General features: G+C 48.8%; 15 protein-coding genes. 11 read left to right on the top strand and 4 right to left on the bottom strand.

Annotated features, from left to right (window positions below):
- Window positions 1-25: 25 nt before the first annotated feature.
- Both AB3R30_RS02750 and AB3R30_RS02745 read left to right on the top strand, forming a co-directional pair.
- Window positions 26-1,369 (top strand): CmpA/NrtA family ABC transporter substrate-binding protein, encoded by a 1,344-nt coding sequence (locus AB3R30_RS02750; protein ID WP_458647612.1) that lies wholly within the window; start codon window positions 26-28, stop codon window positions 1,367-1,369.
- A gap of 113 nt (window positions 1,370-1,482) precedes the next feature.
- Window positions 1,483-2,319, top strand: a complete 837-nt coding sequence (locus AB3R30_RS02745; RefSeq protein WP_458647611.1) for an ion transporter — start codon at window positions 1,483-1,485, stop codon at window positions 2,317-2,319.
- Between the two features lie 7 nt (window positions 2,320-2,326).
- On the opposite strand, the gene leuS is transcribed toward AB3R30_RS02745, so the two are convergent.
- Together leuS and AB3R30_RS02735 are read right to left on the bottom strand one after the other, a co-directional pair.
- Complete coding sequence (gene leuS / locus AB3R30_RS02740) at window positions 2,327-4,951, bottom strand: leucine--tRNA ligase (protein ID WP_458647610.1); 2,625 nt, start codon at window positions 4,949-4,951, stop codon at window positions 2,327-2,329.
- 102 nt (window positions 4,952-5,053) lie between these two features.
- Complete coding sequence (locus tag AB3R30_RS02735; protein ID WP_458647609.1) at window positions 5,054-5,389, bottom strand: hypothetical protein; 336 nt, start codon at window positions 5,387-5,389, stop codon at window positions 5,054-5,056.
- Between the two features lie 262 nt (window positions 5,390-5,651).
- Between AB3R30_RS02735 and AB3R30_RS02730 the strand changes: the two genes are divergently transcribed.
- From AB3R30_RS02730 to AB3R30_RS02715, 4 genes are all read left to right on the top strand, one after another.
- Window positions 5,652-6,527, top strand: a complete 876-nt coding sequence (locus AB3R30_RS02730; RefSeq protein WP_458647608.1) for a hypothetical protein — start codon at window positions 5,652-5,654, stop codon at window positions 6,525-6,527.
- A 205-nt stretch (window positions 6,528-6,732) separates the two neighbouring features.
- A complete protein-coding gene (gene hpxO, locus AB3R30_RS02725) occupies window positions 6,733-7,893 on the top strand; it encodes an FAD-dependent urate hydroxylase HpxO (RefSeq protein WP_458647607.1) in 1,161 nt (386 codons plus the stop codon).
- 120 nt (window positions 7,894-8,013) lie between these two features.
- The gene (gene uraH / locus AB3R30_RS02720; RefSeq protein ID WP_458647606.1) at window positions 8,014-8,376 is read left to right on the top strand and encodes a hydroxyisourate hydrolase; all 363 of its coding nucleotides are present in this window, start codon (window positions 8,014-8,016) and stop codon (window positions 8,374-8,376) included.
- 3 nt (window positions 8,377-8,379) lie between these two features.
- Window positions 8,380-8,835: a GFA family protein gene (locus tag AB3R30_RS02715; RefSeq protein ID WP_458647605.1), complete on the top strand. Its 456-nt coding sequence runs from the start codon at window positions 8,380-8,382 to the stop codon at window positions 8,833-8,835.
- Between the two features lie 278 nt (window positions 8,836-9,113).
- Here the strand turns inward: AB3R30_RS02715 and AB3R30_RS02710 are convergent, their stop codons facing one another.
- Window positions 9,114-10,919: a hypothetical protein gene (locus tag AB3R30_RS02710; RefSeq protein WP_458647604.1), complete on the bottom strand. Its 1,806-nt coding sequence runs from the start codon at window positions 10,917-10,919 to the stop codon at window positions 9,114-9,116.
- A 266-nt stretch (window positions 10,920-11,185) separates the two neighbouring features.
- Here AB3R30_RS02710 and AB3R30_RS02705 point away from each other — a divergent pair, with 266 nt between their 5' ends.
- The 3 genes from AB3R30_RS02705 (at window position 11,186) to AB3R30_RS02695 (ending at window position 13,807) form a co-directional block, all read left to right on the top strand.
- On the top strand, window positions 11,186-11,890 hold the full coding sequence (locus AB3R30_RS02705) for a response regulator (protein ID WP_458647603.1): 705 nt from the start codon (window positions 11,186-11,188) through the stop codon (window positions 11,888-11,890).
- A 4-nt stretch (window positions 11,891-11,894) separates the two neighbouring features.
- Window positions 11,895-12,986, top strand: a complete 1,092-nt coding sequence (locus AB3R30_RS02700; protein ID WP_458647602.1) for a sensor histidine kinase — start codon at window positions 11,895-11,897, stop codon at window positions 12,984-12,986.
- 230 nt (window positions 12,987-13,216) lie between these two features.
- Entirely contained in the window at window positions 13,217-13,807 is a 591-nt protein-coding gene (locus AB3R30_RS02695) for a Uma2 family endonuclease (RefSeq protein ID WP_458647601.1), read from the top strand.
- Here the strand turns inward: AB3R30_RS02695 and AB3R30_RS02690 are convergent.
- Window positions 13,780-15,483 carry a hypothetical protein gene (locus tag AB3R30_RS02690; RefSeq protein ID WP_458647600.1) on the bottom strand — a complete coding sequence of 568 codons (1,704 nt, stop codon included), beginning with the start codon at window positions 15,481-15,483 and terminating at the stop codon, window positions 13,780-13,782. The genes AB3R30_RS02695 and AB3R30_RS02690 overlap by 28 nt on opposite strands.
- 205 nt (window positions 15,484-15,688) lie before the next feature.
- On the opposite strand from AB3R30_RS02690, the gene psbZ reads away from it, so the two are divergent.
- Together psbZ and ribH are read left to right on the top strand one after the other, a co-directional pair.
- Window positions 15,689-15,877, top strand: coding sequence for a photosystem II reaction center protein PsbZ (psbZ, locus tag AB3R30_RS02685; RefSeq protein ID WP_458647599.1), 189 nt, complete (start codon window positions 15,689-15,691; stop codon window positions 15,875-15,877).
- A 121-nt stretch (window positions 15,878-15,998) separates the two neighbouring features.
- Window positions 15,999-16,577: a 6,7-dimethyl-8-ribityllumazine synthase gene (gene ribH, locus AB3R30_RS02680; RefSeq protein ID WP_458647598.1), complete on the top strand. Its 579-nt coding sequence runs from the start codon at window positions 15,999-16,001 to the stop codon at window positions 16,575-16,577.
- Window positions 16,578-16,712 lie beyond the last annotated feature (135 nt).

The following is a 16,712-nucleotide window of genomic DNA, read 5'->3' as shown; positions in this document are numbered from 1 at the left end:
CTGCGTTCCCATCCTGGAGGCTTCCATGACGCACTATTCGAGGCGAGAACTGATTCTGACGGCGATCTCCGCAACGGCTGGAACCCTCTTGACCCATGCTTGTGCGGTGAACCAAAATAGTCAAGCTGTGCGATCGCGGCTCGTGGTGCATCACACTGCTGCTTCTGATGTGCCTGAAACTACCGTGGCATCCCTGGGGTTCATTGCCCTCACCGATGCCGCGCCCTTGATTGTGGCGCAAGCAAAAGGCTATTTTGCCCACTATGGCATGACAGAGGTTCAGCTTGTCCGGCAGCCATCTTGGGGCGCAGTTCATCAAAATCTCAGCTTGGGGACTGACAACGGCGGTTTAGATGGTGCCCATTTACTCACGCCCATGCCCTATCATCTATCAGTTGGCAAAACACCCGATGGCAACTCGGTGGCGATGTATATCTTGGCGCGGCTGAATGTGAATGGGCAAGGGATCTCTTTGGCAAATATCTACCGCGATCTAGGTATTGGGATTGATAGCTCTAATTTGAAAGAGATTGTTGAGCAAGCAAAAGCCGGAGGTCCGGGGATGCGGCTTAAAATTGCCGTCACCTATCCTGGTGGCACCCATGACTTATGGATGCGCTATTGGCTGGCAGCCGGGGGGATTAATCCAGATACCGATGTGTCGATATTTGTGGTGCCGCCGCCGCAAATGGTCGCCAATATGAAAGCCGGAACCATTCACGCTTTTTGCGTGGGTGAACCTTGGAACGCTCAATTGATTCGAGAGAATTTGGGATATTCTGCCCTCGTCACGGGCGAATTGTGGCGCGATCATCCCGAAAAATCCTTTGCGATGCGGGCAGATTGGGTCGATCGCCATCCCAAGGCAACGAAAGCACTGTTGATGGCAATTCAGTCAGCGCAGATCTGGTGCGATCGCCCCGAAAACAGAGATGAGATGTGTCAAATCATTGCCGCCAGCCAATATCTCAATGTGGCAACTGACGCGATCGCCCCTCGCGCCAAAGGCATGATCGACTATGGCAGCGATCGCGTCTCTCCCACCAGTTCCTATGCCATGAAATTCTGGCAAGATAATGCCTCCTATCCCTTCAAAAATCATGACCTTTGGTTTCTGACCGAAAATATGCGCTGGGGCTACCTGCCCCGCGACACCGACGTGCAGGCGATGGTCAATAACGTCAACCGCGAGGATTTGTGGCGAGAAGCCGCGATCTCCCTTTCCCACACCAGCCCAGCCCAACTTATTACCATTCCTAAAACAACCTCTCGCGGCATTGAAACTTTCTTTGATGGCAACCAGTTTAACGGCAAAAATCCAATGGAATATCTAGCATTGCAATCAATTAAAAAACTCGACAAAGCCTAATCGATTCAAAACATCTTCTAGGTCAACGCTCGGTCAACGCTACGCATTAGTTCAGCCAGTCCGAAGGACTTACCAAAATAAAAACTCAACACTCAAAACGAACTGGGTCAATTATGGTCAGCATTAGAACCCATAAACTCAAGCAGCAGATTTATAAAGTCATCGAAGTTACCCATCATCATGACCGACTAGGCAAGCTGTTTGATGCATTCATGATTGTCTTGATTTCTCTAAATGTGTTGGCATTTACTTTTGAAACCGTTGATAGTGTTTCGATTCCTCATAAAAGCTATTTCAATGATTTTGAAACGATTTCAGTAATGATTTTCACCCTTGAATATGGGTTTAGAGTGTGGACTTGCACCCTCAATCCTCGTTATCACCATCCGATTTTAGGGCGCTGCAAGTTTGTCCTCTCACCCCTATCCATTGTTGATTTCATTTCAATTCTGCCTTACTACCTATTTTTGGTTTTTCCCAACTTAGTATTTGTGCGAGAACTGCATTTATTGCGACTAGCCCGCCTATTTAAAATTGGACGCTACTCCGAATCAATGCGAACTCTAGGCACAGTGATTTCATCAAAGCGTGAAGACTTATTTTCAGCATTATTTACTGTCTTTACTTTATTGATGATTTCCTCAAGCTTGATGTATTACGCCGAACACGCCGCCCAACCCGATCGCTATCCCAATATTCCCGCCTCAATGTGGTGGGGCATCATCACCCTTACCAGTGTTGGCTATGGCGATGTGGCACCAATCACGGCGATCGGTAGGCTTTTGGGGGGCATCATTGCAGTGCTGGGCTTAGGGTTGGTGGCATTACCCACGGGCATCATTGCCTCCGGTTTTGCCGAAGAAGTGGAGAAAAAACGGGCACATCTCCGGCGCATTTGCCCCCATTGTGGCGAAGATCTCGATAGGCGCAGACAAAACCGAAACGAGTGAACGATAATCATCCAACAACAAAGTTGATCAGCTTCCCAGGCACCACAATCACCTTTTTGATCTCTTTGCCATCAAGATGACGCTTTGCCAAGTCAGATGAACGGGCATACTGTTCCAACTCTTCCTTCGTTGCTTGGGCGGGAGCCTGAATTGTGCCCTTCGTTTTACCCAAAATCTGGATGACCAGCGTAATTTCATCCACAATTAACGCCGACTCATCTACTACTAGCCAAGGTTGAGTATGAACTGACTCTACATGTCCCAAATGGTGCCAAAGCTCCTCCGCAATATGAGGCGCGAACGGGGCAAGCAACTTGATCAGCGTTTCAATGCCTTCCGCATACACAGGCGACTCTTTGCAAGGCGCATCTGTGAGAGCATTACTCAACTTCATCATTTCCGATATCGCCGTGTTGAACTGATACTCCTCTGCCAAATCCTCGGTAATAGCCTGAATCGCAAAGTGAATCGCACGGCGTAATTCCTTTTCAGGCTTGGAGAGAGGGGAAGGAGTTTTGAGTTTTGGGTTTTGAGTTTTGAGTGCGGAGTTACCTGTTGGTTCTTCTCCTGTTCTCTGTTCCCTATTTCCTGTTCCCTGCTCCATCACCAGCCGCCAAACGCGATTGAGGAAGCGAAATTGTCCTTCTACGTCTGCGTCTTCCCATTCCAAATCTTTTTCGGGTGGGGCTTTGAATAAGATGAACATGCGGGCGGTGTCTGCACCGTATTTGTCCACCACATCACCCGGCGCAACACCGTTGTATTTGGACTTGGACATTTTTTCGTAGACCACTTCCAGCGCGTCACCTGTTTCGGGATCAACGGGATTGGTCAGGTCGGCAATGTGAATCGACAGGACGTATTTACCTGTGCGGGGATTTTTGTAGGTTTTGCCCTGCACCATGCCTTGAGTTAGCAGGCGCTTGAAGGGTTCGTCAAAGTTGAGCAAGCCGCGATCGCGCAATACTTTAGTAAAAAAGCGGGAATACAGCAGGTGCAAAATTGCGTGTTCAATGCCGCCGACATATTGATCGACGGGTAGCCAATCATTGGCGATCGCCGGATCAAATGCTTGCTGGTCGTTCTTCGCATCGGGATAGCGCAAAAAGTACCAGGACGAATCGATGAAAGTATCCATCGTATCGGTTTCGCGTTTGGCAGGCGTGCCACAGGTCGGACAGGGAACATTCACCCAAGATTCTAACTGCGCCAAGGGAGACGCACCTTTTCCTGAAAACGCGATGTCTTCCGGCAATTTTACGGGCAGGTCAGCATCTGGGACAGGCACCGCGCCGCAGTTTGGGCAATGAATAATTGGAATCGGCGCGCCCCAATAGCGCTGACGAGAAATTAACCAGTCTCGCAGCCGATAGTTATTGGTTCCCTTGCCTTTGCCGTTTGCCTCTAGCCACTGCACAGCAGCTTCCACGCTTTGCCCTGCTGCTTTACCTGCGGGGATGCCGTTTAATGCCTCAGAGTTAACCATTACGCCCCCGCCCGTATAAGCAGCCGTCATCGTCGCGCCCTCCAAGGTTTCGCCCTCTGGCTGCACGACTACTTTAATCGGCAGATTGAACTTTTTGGCAAACTCAAAGTCACGGGGATCATGGGCGGGAACTGCCATAATTGCCCCGGTGCCATAATCCACCAGCACGTAATCGGCGATCCAGATGGGCACTTGTTCGCCATTCACGGGATTGATCGCGTAGCTGCCTGTCCACACGCCCGTTTTTTCCTGTCCTTCTGCCATGCGATCCATGTCACTTTTTTTGGCGGCGGCGGCTTGATAGGTGGCGATCGCGCTTGCCTGTTCCGGTGTCGTCAGTTTCTCAACTAAGGGATGCTCTGGCGACAGCACCATAAATGTTGCTCCCCACAGAGTATCAGGGCGCGTAGTGAAGACGACCAACTGATCGCCGCCCTCGGTGGTGAAAGTCACCTGTGCGCCTGTGGATTTGCCAATCCAGTTTGCCTGCATCAACCGCACTTTTTCGGGCCATCCGGTCAGTTGATCTAAATCGGTCAATAGCTGCTCGGCATAATCAGTGATTTTGAAAAACCATTGGCGTAGCAGTTTGCGCTCGACGACTGCCCCCGATCGCCAGGATTTTCCGGCACTATCCACCTGCTCATTTGCCAAAACGGTCTGATCAATCGGGTCCCAATTCACAGTGGCTTCTTTTTGATAGGCTAACCCCGCTTTGAAAAACTCTAGAAAAATCCACTGCGTCCAGCGGTAATAGTCGGGCGAACAGGTGGCAAGCTCCCGATCCCAATCGAAGGAAATCCCTAGCTGATCTAACTGCGATCGCATCTGGGAAATGTTTTGATAGGTCCACTCAGCCGGATGAATATTGCGGGCGATCGCGGCATTTTCCGCCGGCAAGCCAAAGGCATCCCAACCCATGGGATTGAGTACCCGAAACCCCTGCATCCGACGCACTCGCGCAATCACATCAGCGATGGTATACACCCGAACATGTCCCATATGCAGGTTGCCCGACGGATAGGGAAACATCGACAGGGCATAAAACTTGGGCTTGCTTAGGTCGTTTGAAGTGCGATGCAGCCCTTGTTCAGCCCATGCCTTTTGCCACTTTTCCTCAATCTGTGCCGGGGTGTAACGATCCACAAACTCAACTCCTGCCAATAACTTGCCTAACCCATTCTAGTCAGGTTAGGGCAGATTATTGGTTCTTTAATTACTTGGGATTGCCTGGGAATTGCGAGTCCATTACTTTCGTTCAACTGGATCAATTTGATAGAGAAGCTGAATTCTGTTTCCTGTAGCAGTGCTGTCTTCTGGATAAACGCCTGACAAATTTTTATCGCGCTCTGGCGAAACCCTTAGCTGGAGGGTGGGGTTTAACCTCAACCCCACTGGATCTGAGTTTTGTAGGACATTTTGGTTTGGAAAGGAAGTATTGGAGGAAGGAGCAGGCTTTTGTCGAACAGAGCGTTCTTGTAATCCACTTAAAGAGCTTGCAGAACCCGTTGGTACAGCCTGAGCAGAGATTACCAAGCCAAATAAAATTGCAATAGTACTAAGCGGAACAATTGCTGAACGCATGATTGATGCTCCTACTTTTTAACTTGATAGTGACAGTATGACAAATCTTTGAAGACAAAAAGCTCTATCAGAAGAAACAAATTGTTCAGCGAATTGGCAGTGATTGAGCAAATTGTTTGATTTTCATTCCTTTGTCGTAGCTTAAGAACTGGTAAGCTTCCTATTTCTTTTTTACTTTTTTAAAAGATACTGGAAAGAGGTCTAACTAATCTGTATTCACACAGATGTATCCATACAGTGATGAGAGGAGTTTAAGGTAATTATGAAAATTAAGACATTGTTAGGGACTAGCATGATGACGGTGGCAGCGATCGCGATCGCCCATCCCGTTATAGCCCAACCTATTCCTGCCGTAGCCGTCAATGCCTGCACTCAGCGGGTGGCTGAAGAAATGGTCGTGGCAACGAGGGATATTGAAGTGACTGGCGGCGGTCCTGTTGATGCCCTAAAAGGCACACAAACTTTGTTTCTGCGGAATCGGGTTACTGGAAAAACGGCAGAATGCCAAGTGAATACCATTGATGGATTTGTCCTATCTGTCACAGTTTCTCCTCAGCCCAGACCGCCCCAGCCTATTCCACCCATTGCGCCTGTTCCTCCTAGCATTCCCTCTGTTCCGACTGCCTCAATTAATGCGTGCATTCAACGGACGGCTGAAGAGATGGTGGTGGCAGCTAGAAATATTGACGTAACCGGCAGTACTCCAGTGAGTGCTGAGTCAGGAATCGCAACTTTGTTTATGCGCGATCGCACTACTGGGAAAACGGCAGACTGTCGAGTGAATACCCGCACAAACACTGTTTTATCTGTCAATATCACGTCACCCAGACCGCCCCAGCCCACTCCACCGATCGCGCCGCCCAGTGGTGGTCGCCCCGTTCCACCTAATGACCCCACTGCCCGAAGTTGTCAGGCTTTTGTGGCAAATAAAATTCGCCGCAGTTATGCAGAAGTTCAATCGCTCAACTTCCTGCCAGAAACCACCCGGCGATACTTTGTTTCTAATGCAGTCGAAAGCATTCGAGGAGAAGGGAATTTTTCCCAACGAACCTTCATGTCACATCGGTTCAACTACAACTGCAACGTCAATAGTAGAAACGGACAGGTCACTGGCGCAACTTACCGTATCATCCGCTAAGTCGTAAAATGGGCATCAAAAAAATGTCATTGACACAGCGGACATTTAGACAGCGATTCCAGTGATTAACGAAATGGCAGATCATCACCTTCGGGTTTATGATCTGCTTTTTTTTAAGGCGAAGTTTCGGTATCAAGTCAATCAGTGACGTAGGATTGAAGCCTGATAAGGTAATGGGAATCAGCATGATGCTTGGAGAGATGGCATGGACAATCTGAAGGCGATCGTGATTGGAGCAGGCATGGGCGGCTTAGGATCGGCGATCGCCCTAAAGCAAGCAGGCTATGAAGTGGAAATCTATGATCGGGTGAGCGAATTACGCCCCGTTGGAGCCGGAATTTCCCTGTGGTCAAATGGCGTAAAAGTATTGAACCGCTTGGGCTTGGGCAAAGAAATCGCCCAGATAGGCGGACAGATGGATGTGATGCAATATTGTCGTCATACGGGCGAATTGATTAGCAACATTGATCTAGCGCCGTTGGTGGCAGAAGTGGGACAACGTCCTTACCCGGTTGCCCGTGCAGATTTACAGGCAATGTTAATGAGTGTTTATCCAGGTGAGATAAAACTGGGACATACCTTTATTGGGCTGGAGCAGGATGACCATAGCGTGACTGCCCTGTTTGAAAATGGGCATACCGCAACAGGTGATGTGTTGGTTGCTGCTGATGGAGTGCGATCGATCGCCCGAAAATATGTGTTGGGTGAAGCCGTTGATCCCCGCTATGGTGGCTATGTTAACTGGAATGGATTGGTGCCGATGAGTGACGATTTGGCACCCAAAAACATGTGGGCAATTTATGTGGGTGAGTTTAAGCGTGCGTCGCTGATGCCTGTAGCGGGCGATCGCTTCTATTTTTTCTTTGATATGCCCATGTCCAAAGAATCAGCCGCGACAGGGGGCGATATTCGCGATGATTTGAGCCGATTTTTTGCGGGCTGGGCAGACCCAGTGCAAACGCTGATTCAACGGCTCGACCCCAAAAAAACGAACCGGGTGTTGATTCACGATGTGGAACCGCTGAATGGGTTAGTCCGCGATCGCGTGGCGCTGTTGGGGGATGCTGCCCATGCAACTTGTCCCGATTTAGGGCAGGGGGGCTGTCAAGCGTTGGAAGATGGCTTTGTCCTGGCTCACTACTTGATGACCACTAATATCAGCGTTGTAGATGCCCTCAAGCGCTATGAAACAGAACGAAAGGAACGCACAAGCGCAATTGTTACCAAAGCACGCAGTCGGGCAGAACAAATCCATGGGAAAGACCCGATCGCCACTCAGCAATGGTATGACCAACTGCAACACGAAAAACCTTCAGATGTAACCGACGCGATCGCCAAAATTATCCTACGAGGACCGATGAAGTAATTTTGAGTTTTGAATTTTGAGTTAATTCATTAATCCAAAAAAACTCGAAACTATCAACTCACTCTCACAATTTTCTTGCAACTCAAAACTCAAAATTTATCATTCAAAACTATTTCACTCATGGCTGGAAAACTCACGACTCACGTTTTGGATACTGCCCAAGGAAAGCCTGCTGCAAACCTGGCGATCGAGCTTTGGAAAATTGATGTTGAATCGAACGAAAGAATACTATTGAAAGCGATCGCCACTAACAGCGATGGGCGAACTGATGCACCTTTGTTAATCGATAGCGAACTCAAAATAGGAGCCTACGAACTCATTTTTGCAGTTGGAAACTATTTTGAAAATCAACCCGTTGAAACGACTACGCCACCCTTTTTAAATCGCGTCCCGATTCAATTTGGCATTGCCAATGTTGATGCTCATTATCATGTGCCGCTCCTCGTTTCGCCTTGGGCATATAGCACCTATCGAGGGAGTTAATTAATGCCTCAGCCTTACTTTGGAGGATGTCAATGTGGAAGGATTCGATACCAGCTTTTGGCTGAACCACTCACGCTATATGTCTGTCACTGTACCGAATGTCAGAAGCAATCATCCAGCGCGTTTGGCATGTCTATGACCGTACCTCGTAAGGCGCTGAGTATTACTCAAGGACAGCCTCAAGAATGGCGACGAAACGGAGACAGCGATCGCGAGGTGATTTGCTTCTTTTGTGGCAACTGTGGCACCCGATTGTTTCATCAGCCAGAGCGCAATCCTGACATTACAAACTTGAAGCCTGGAACCTTAGATGACACACGCTGGTTGCATCCCGTGGGGCATGTGTGGACTCGCAGCGCTCAGCCCTGGTTCACCATTTCTGAAGAAACCTTACAGGAAGAGAAACAACCCGCAGACTTCAGTGAATTCTTTCAACGGTTCACTCCAAAAACTGAATAACTTGAATAGTTAGCTATGCCGCATAACGCTGGTGAATAGAAAACCTCTGGCGATTTATCAGGCTATTGAATTTGAAAACGGATTTCAGGGATAAAGTAGAAATTGAGGCATTGCTGAATCTATGAAATTTGTAGGGGCAATCCCTTGTGGTTGCCCTCGATCTCCGGCAGGGTAGGCACAAGACCTAACCCTACAGTCAAAAATCATACTTGCATTCAGCAACACCGAAATTAAAAACTCAAAACTTAGAACTCAAAACTCAAAACTTTCTACACCCTTCATCCTCCCGGAATCAAAGAGCCAATCTGCTGATTATCCGAGTTATAAACTGCCATCGGCACCCCAGAATTTGTACATACGGTTTGTAAAGCGGTTCGCAACGATGCCAGATGCTTATCGATTTTGTATAGCGTTTCTGCATCACCTGAAAAACTGCTGAGTCCGCCTAGAGTGCGAACCCGACGTTCATAGCTAGGGCTAAAGCGGACTTCAATCACGGAATTGGTAATCGTGTAATCACAAATTTTGCCCTCTGCCGTACAAATTCTTTCCAAATCCGATCGCACCCGTGCCACACTTTCAGCCTGTTTCAAAGATCCGGTGTAGCTTGTCATCAAGGTTTGCGCTTCGTCCGTCAACACGCTGTCATTCGGAACCTGTTTAGCGGCGGCTAGGGCTGATTGCCATGCGGAGACGGCTTGCGACCATTGATTTTGCTGCTGTAGAGCGTTAGCCCGTTGCGCGGCGGTTTGAGCTTGGGCATAAACCTTGGCGGCTTGCTGCTCTTTGGTCGCGCGATCGCCCACTGCTTGAAGCTTTTGGGTATAGCTTTCCATTAACCGCTGTGCCTCAGCATGGCTGGTGGTGCCATTGGAAATCTGCGTTAAGTTGTTGATCGCCACTTGCCAAGTCGATTGCGCCAACTGCCACTCCACAAGCTGCTGAGCCGTGTTTTGTCGAACTTCCGCCAGTCCTGCGGTTTTTTTCGCAGTGTTCAATCGCTGCTGAGCAGTTTGTTCTGCTTTAATCCGCTGATCCGCAAACAACAGATTTGCCCGATAGGTCATTAGCCGCTCCTGAGCAAATCCAAACAAGGGGCTGTCTTTAGGGACGCTTTGCATCTGGGCGATCGCCTCTTTCCAGAGCGTTTGGGTGGTTTGCCACTCGGCGATCGGTTGCGCCACAGATTCCGCCTTTTGCGTTGCTGTTGCCGCCTTGGTTTCTGCCGCCAATGCCTGATTCAACCGCTGCTTAAAGGCTTGCGCGTCCCCGTAGTAGCTAGACCAGGGTGGAATTGCACCCGCCAATCGCTGCGCCTCTAGCAAATCTGCTGTGGATTGTTGCGATGACCCACCAGATCGCGTCGTTTGTGCCGATCGCTGAACCAATGTTTGTGCCTGTTGCAACGAAGGACAGCCTCCAATCACACAAGGGCGAGTCAGCGCAAATAGGCTCCCTCCAACCAACACCGCCGTTCCAATTCCTCCAACACTCAACCAAAACCAAGGCGGGACTGTGAATTGGCGATCGCTTTTTATGGGTGCCTTTTCATTCGCATCATCTTCAGCAAGAAGACTGCTATCCTCTAAGCCAAAAGCTCCCTCATAGACGGCTAACTTGCCCGATTCATCAAGACTCTCTTCAACCAATTCCGGCTCACCCGCAACGGGTTGAGTTTCATCCACCTCTACAGGAGTTGGTATAAGCTCTGATGGTTGAAATTCTGACGGTTTAAATAGCGCTTCTGGGTCAAACTGAAGTAACGCTGGCACAAGCTCAATCGTATGGTAGGCATAGGGCTTTTGTTGCCCTAGCACCCTCAAAAATAACTTGACCTTGGCACCTTTTGCCTCAACAATGGGCGCAGTCAACTCAGTCGGCAACTCTAAAATAGATTGTTCCAGCGTTTCAAATACCTGCTGCGGATTGGGCGCATTGCCTGGAGGATGCTGCACCAGCACCAGCAAACTATCCTTCAGCGCACATTGCACCTGTAAGGGAATCGCAGGCGATCGCGGCTGTAACTGCTCTTGCAGCATTTGAGCCATTCGCTTCAACCTATCTTGCTGCAACCCAGCGTCCATGAAGCACTCTAAACTAAATCAGTGGTCTCTATCCTAAACGCTAATCCGCCGCAGTCATCGTTAATTAACAGACCTGTCACAGAATCGTTATCTCTATCAAGGCAAAATGGGTAGAACAGGTGTCAGGGAGCAGGGGACGGAAGATTCTGAACCCAAACACTTCCTGAAACTTGCAACCCACTATTTTCATCTCTCACTTAAAACTCAAAACTCAAAACTCAAAACTTCATACTCCGTACCCTGCACTCTTTCACTCCTTACTCTCTATGGAAATTCTCATTGTTGAAGACGAGCCTGAAATTGCCCAATTGATCCAGCTTTATTTAGAAAAAGAGGGGTTTAGCTGTCGCGTTTGTCGAGATGGAATCAACGCGCTGCACGTGTTTCAAGAGCAAAAACCAGACTTAATTATTTTAGACTTGATGATTCCTGGCTTGGATGGGCTAGAAGTGTGCGCCAGAATTCGCCAGAAACCCGGTGTGAAAGATCCTTACATCTTGATGTTGACGGCGCGGGGAGAAGAACTCGATCGCATTATTGGCTTATCCACCGGGGCTGATGATTATATGGTGAAGCCGTTTAGCCCTAAAGAATTGGTGGCAAGAGTGCGGGCATTGCTCAGACGAACTTTGCGTCAAGGGGGTCAAACTGAATCCTATCGAACGTCACATTTTGTGGTGGATGTGGATCAGAGATCGGCGCAGCGCAGCTTAGAAGGTCATTGGGAACCACTGGATTTAACTACATTGGAATTTGATTTGCTGTCTACCTTCATGAGTTATCCGGGGCGAGTGTGGAACCGAACGCAACTGATTGACAAGCTGTGGGGCAGTGACTTTTTTGGCGATGAGCGCGTCGTGGATACGCACATTGCCCGGTTGCGAAAAAAGATTGAACCCGATCCAGCAAGTCCAACCTTTGTTAAAACGGTGATTGGGGTGGGTTATAAATTTGAAGACGGTGCGTCCTAAACCAATGGCTAAACTAGGCTTGCGATCGCGTCTATTCCTGTCCCACCTTGTTGTGATGATTGTGGGTTTAAGCACCTTGGTCGCAGTGGGCAAGCTCTACTCGCCCCGCTTTTTTGTGCTGCAGCTAGAGAATATGCAAATTGGCGGAGTCAATCTGGTACGAATGCGGCAAAAGTTAGTCAATGGCTTTGAAGCTGCCTGGAGCAAAGGGGCGTTTTGGTCGGTACTTGTGGGAGCATCCACAGCCGGGGGCTTGAGCTATCTAGTTGCCAAACGGATCACGCAACCGCTGATTCAAATGGAGCAGGTGACCCAAAAAATCGCCGCTGGCAAGTTGGAAGAACGCCTGCCCGACAGCGAGATTCCTGAGTTGAGCCGTTTAGCATTGAGCTTTAATCAAATGGCGGCAAACCTGGAAGGCGTTGAGCAGCGCCGTCGAGACTTGGTAGGCGACTTGACTCACGAACTCCGCACGCCACTGACCGTGTTAGAAGGCTACTTGGAAGGTCTAGCAGATGGCACGATCGATCCGACGGTGGATATGTATCAGCGTCTTGCTAAGGAAACCGCACGATTGCGCCGATTGGTAAATGCGCTGCAAGAATTATCGCAGGCAGAAGCCGGATATTTACCAATTCAAACCGAAAAGTTAAACCTGCGCCCGTTATTGACAGCAATGGTGGAAAAATTTTCAGATCAACTGCTCGACGAGGGACCCACACTAACGCTGGATTGTCCCGATCCGCTTCTCTTCGTCAAAGCCGACCCAGAACGAGTAGAACAAATTCTGGTAAACCTACTGGGAAACTCACTGCGATACACGACGGTAGGTTTTATTACGGTGCGTGTTTGGACTGATACCAAAAAAGTTTGGGTGGCAGTGGAAGATACTGGGTTGGGTATCGCAGCGGATGATTTGCCCCATGTATTTGAGCGATTTTGGCGCGCTGATCGATCGCGCGATCGCGCCTCTGGTGGCAGTGGTATTGGGCTTGCCATTTCAAAGCGGCTGGTTGAACTGCAAAACGGCACGATTGAAGCAAGTAGTGAACTTGGTAAAGGCAGCATCTTTCGGTTTTCGCTGCCAATCGCGTGAAAGGAATGGCGAGTGGCGAGTGGTGAATGTTAGGAGCCGCTCTTTGAACTCATGGGAAAGTGTTGTTGCAAAAATAGTTCTGCGTCGGCGCGATCGCGTCAATTTCTTTACGCTTTCCTGTCCCATAGCAGTACGAGGAAAAGTAGAACAACCATCCGTTATTTCTTATATCTCAAGGATCTTTGTGTTCTACCCTATTCATCCGTTGCCAGCCGAGCCAGAGTAGTACAATGAACCCATCTTCCATCCCTACGGCAATGGTTCAAACTTCCACTAAACCGATCACCTTAGATGAGTTCCTGAAGCTGCCAGAAACCAAACCTGCTAGTGAGTTCATCGACGGTCACATCATCCAGAAGCCCATGCCTCAAGGCAAACACAGTACAGTACAGCTTGATCTAGGTTCAAGTATTAACTTGGCGATCAAATCCCAGCGTATCGCCCGTGCCTACACTGAATTACGCTGCACATTCGGCGGTAGATCCGTCGTTCCAGATATCACGGTGTTTACCTGGGAGCGCATTCCCCGCGATGAAAACGGCAAAGTGTCCAATTCCTTTTTGATTCCACCCAATTGGACAATTGAAATTCTTTCCCCCGACCAAAGCCAAACCAAAGTCGTTCGCAATATTCTCCACTGTTTATCTTACGGCTCTCAGATGGGCTGGTTGATTGATCCAGAAGAAGAATTGGTATTTGTTTATTTTGCTGATCGCCCTGTTGCCATCCTTGAAGCAGCCAGCCAACGTCTTCCCGTTCCAGCTTTTGCCGAATCCTTTAGTCTCACAGTGGGTCAACTATTCAATTGGCTGGAGGAATAGGGAAAGTTTTGTTGCAAAAACACCTCCGCGTCGGCGCGATCGCGAATTTTGCCGTCTACTGTGGCATTGGTGAGCGCTTCCAAAATTGGCTTAAACTGGTTGCCGGGATGATATCCCAGTGCTTTTAAGGCTTTGCCATTTAAAGGTGGTTTGACCAATGACCAGTGAGTTAGGTAGCGCCAGATCATTTTCCGTAAGGCGCGAGTCCTTTGGAAGTCTGCGCCTACGCTGCGGATTGCCACTAATATCAGCATTGGTAAATCATAGTCTTTTAGCACTTGCACCATTTGACTTGGCAATGAACAGTTAGCTAATGCATTGGAGATGTTGACTTCAGCCGCTGCGAGATTTTGCAGGCGATCGCGGGTTTTCACAGGAAGCTGTAGCTCTGCCGCAACTTTGGCGCGATGCTCAGGCGGCAAGTGAGCCAACAAAATTTCTAACCGAAAAAGCCAGTTAGGTAAAGAGTTAGTATTCGACATTCGACATTCTGCCTTCGACATTCTCATAGCGGTTTCCCCTCGCCGCAACTGTCGCCACAAATTAGCATCGGCTGTCAAGCTGGGATGAATACAGGTGAGCGCTCCTAGATCGGCTAGTTGATGTAAAGCAGTTAACCAATAGGGAGTTTGCAGAATATATTTCAGTTCGGCTTTGAGGCGAGTTTGCAAAGCAGGAGTAGCACTGCGAAAATTGGGGCTGGCAGGATCGCGAATCGTTTGAAAGATGCCACTGGCGATCGCGTAGCGAATGAACTGCTCAGTTTGCGGTTCGATCACAAAACCGAGCCGCACAGCAAACCGGACAGCGCGGTAAATGCGAGTGGGGTCTTCGATAAAGCTGTTGGCATGAAGCACCCGAATTTGCTGAGTTTGCAAATCTAGCCTGCCACCAAAAAAATCTAGTAGCTCCTTGCCTTTGGACTGAGTTAAGCAAATTGCTAGCGCGTTAATCGTAAAATCCCGCCGATACAAATCTTGTTGAATGGAACCCGCTTTGATGATCGGGTTAGCAGCCGGATAACCATAAACTTCCGTCCGAGCAGTCGCAATATCCAAACCTAAAGAATTAAAAATCGGATCATTTTGCCAGAGCAACGCTGCCGTTTGAAACTTTGGGTGAATCTCTAGTCGGGCTTGCGGATAGTGAGCCTGAAGCGATCGCGCCAATTCCACCCCCGCCCCCGCATCAGCAGATTGATCACCGCCATCCACCACCAGATCAATATCTTCAATTAACAACATATCCAAATTATTTTGGGACTTGAGCAGCAAATCGCGCACTGCCCCACCCACCAAAAACAACTGCCATCCCTGCTCCTTTGCCTGGTTTGCCGCAACTGTCAACAGATGCCACAGATCGGTAGCCAACCGCGATCGCAGCAAAGCGAGAACAGATGGCGCATCAACAGGCTGTTGATCTTCTTGATACGAAATGGTCATGTGTCCAGCAACGGTTGCCTGACTAAAGCCATAGTGAACAGCAATATCTAGATCGCGACGAGAGATTGATCCGATGCGATCGCCCACCGCATCCAGAATCACCAGATCAGCCTGTTCAGAATGCCGCAGAAGTTGTTGAGCCTCGGCGATCGTGGTGTCAAACTCAATTGTGCAAACAGGCTTTGAGCCGAGATCAGTGGAAAGGTGGACAAGGGGATCAAAATTAGAATTCATGCAAGCTGAAGCATAAAAAATAGATTGAGAACAGACGGAGTCAACTCAAAACTCAAAACTCAAAACTCAAAACTCAAAACTCAAAACTGCTATCTTCTGAATCCATATACCCAACACCCGACACCTGATATTTTGGGTCACTTTTTTGATAGGTTAGTGAGTAACCTACTTGCCTTAGTTTATTGCCGTATCGGGAGACGCGACTATGACCATCCTTTTTCAGATTGCGCTAGCAGCCTTAGTTTTTCTGTCTTTTGTGATGATTATTGGAACACCAGTTGCCCTAGCAACCCCGCAAAACTGGGATCAATCCAGACGGGTGATCTTTTTGGGTTCTGGTGTTTGGGCACTGCTGGTGATTGTGGTTGGCATTCTGAATTACCTGGTGATTTAAGTAAACCGCGATCGCCCTGCTTGCACGATCGCCCATTCAATCAGCCTACCTTTAATAAATATCCAAATCCCGTGAGCCTTATAATAATGAGGATTACGGGATTTTTTATGCCGGAGCAACAATGGCAGTTTTTGAAGGAACATTTACCCAAACAGATTCTTTTCGGTTTGCGATCGTCATTGGTCGCTTTAACGATCTAGTCACAACCAAACTGCTAGAAGGTTGCCAAGATTGCCTCAAACGGCACGGTGTAAACGTTGATCCCCAGGGTACACAAGTGGATTATGCCTGGGTTCCCGGCAGCTTTGAAGTCCCTATCGTGGCACGCCAACTAGCCCTCAGCGATCGCTACGATGCCATCATTTGCCTGGGAGCGATTATTCGAGGACAAACGCCCCATTTTGACTATGTAGCCGCAGAAGTCTCCAAAGGAATCGCAGCCGTAGGGTTCCAAACGGGTGTTCCAGTCGTATTTGGGATTTTGACCACCGATACTCTCCAGCAAGCGCTAGAACGGGCAGGCATCAAAAGCAATTTAGGCTGGAACTATGCCATGAGCGCCTTGGAAATGGCAAGCTTGATGAAACAAATGAAAAACGTGTCATCGGCAGAAAATGGTAGCCATCTCGCAGCAGGCGCAGCAGCACCCCTACCCGCAACCGCTTTGAAAAGTGCCTCACCTGAGCCTACTGCAACCTGAGTTTGAGATTAGCAAAGAAGGGGCTGTGTAGGCTGAACAAGTTTCAGCCATCATTCAGCTAGTAGTCTGTCAAGAAAGAATTGATGGATAGAGACGCTTGAGTTTGATGCGGGCATCTTGAGTCGTAAATTGCCA

The organism is Sivoneniella epilithica UHCC 1019 (genome assembly GCF_040830845.1).
Classification (GTDB): domain Bacteria; phylum Cyanobacteriota; class Cyanobacteriia; order Leptolyngbyales; family Leptolyngbyaceae; genus ULC077BIN1.
Note: the sequence above shows the minus strand (reverse complement) of the source record. Positions and strands in the feature narration are given on the sequence as shown.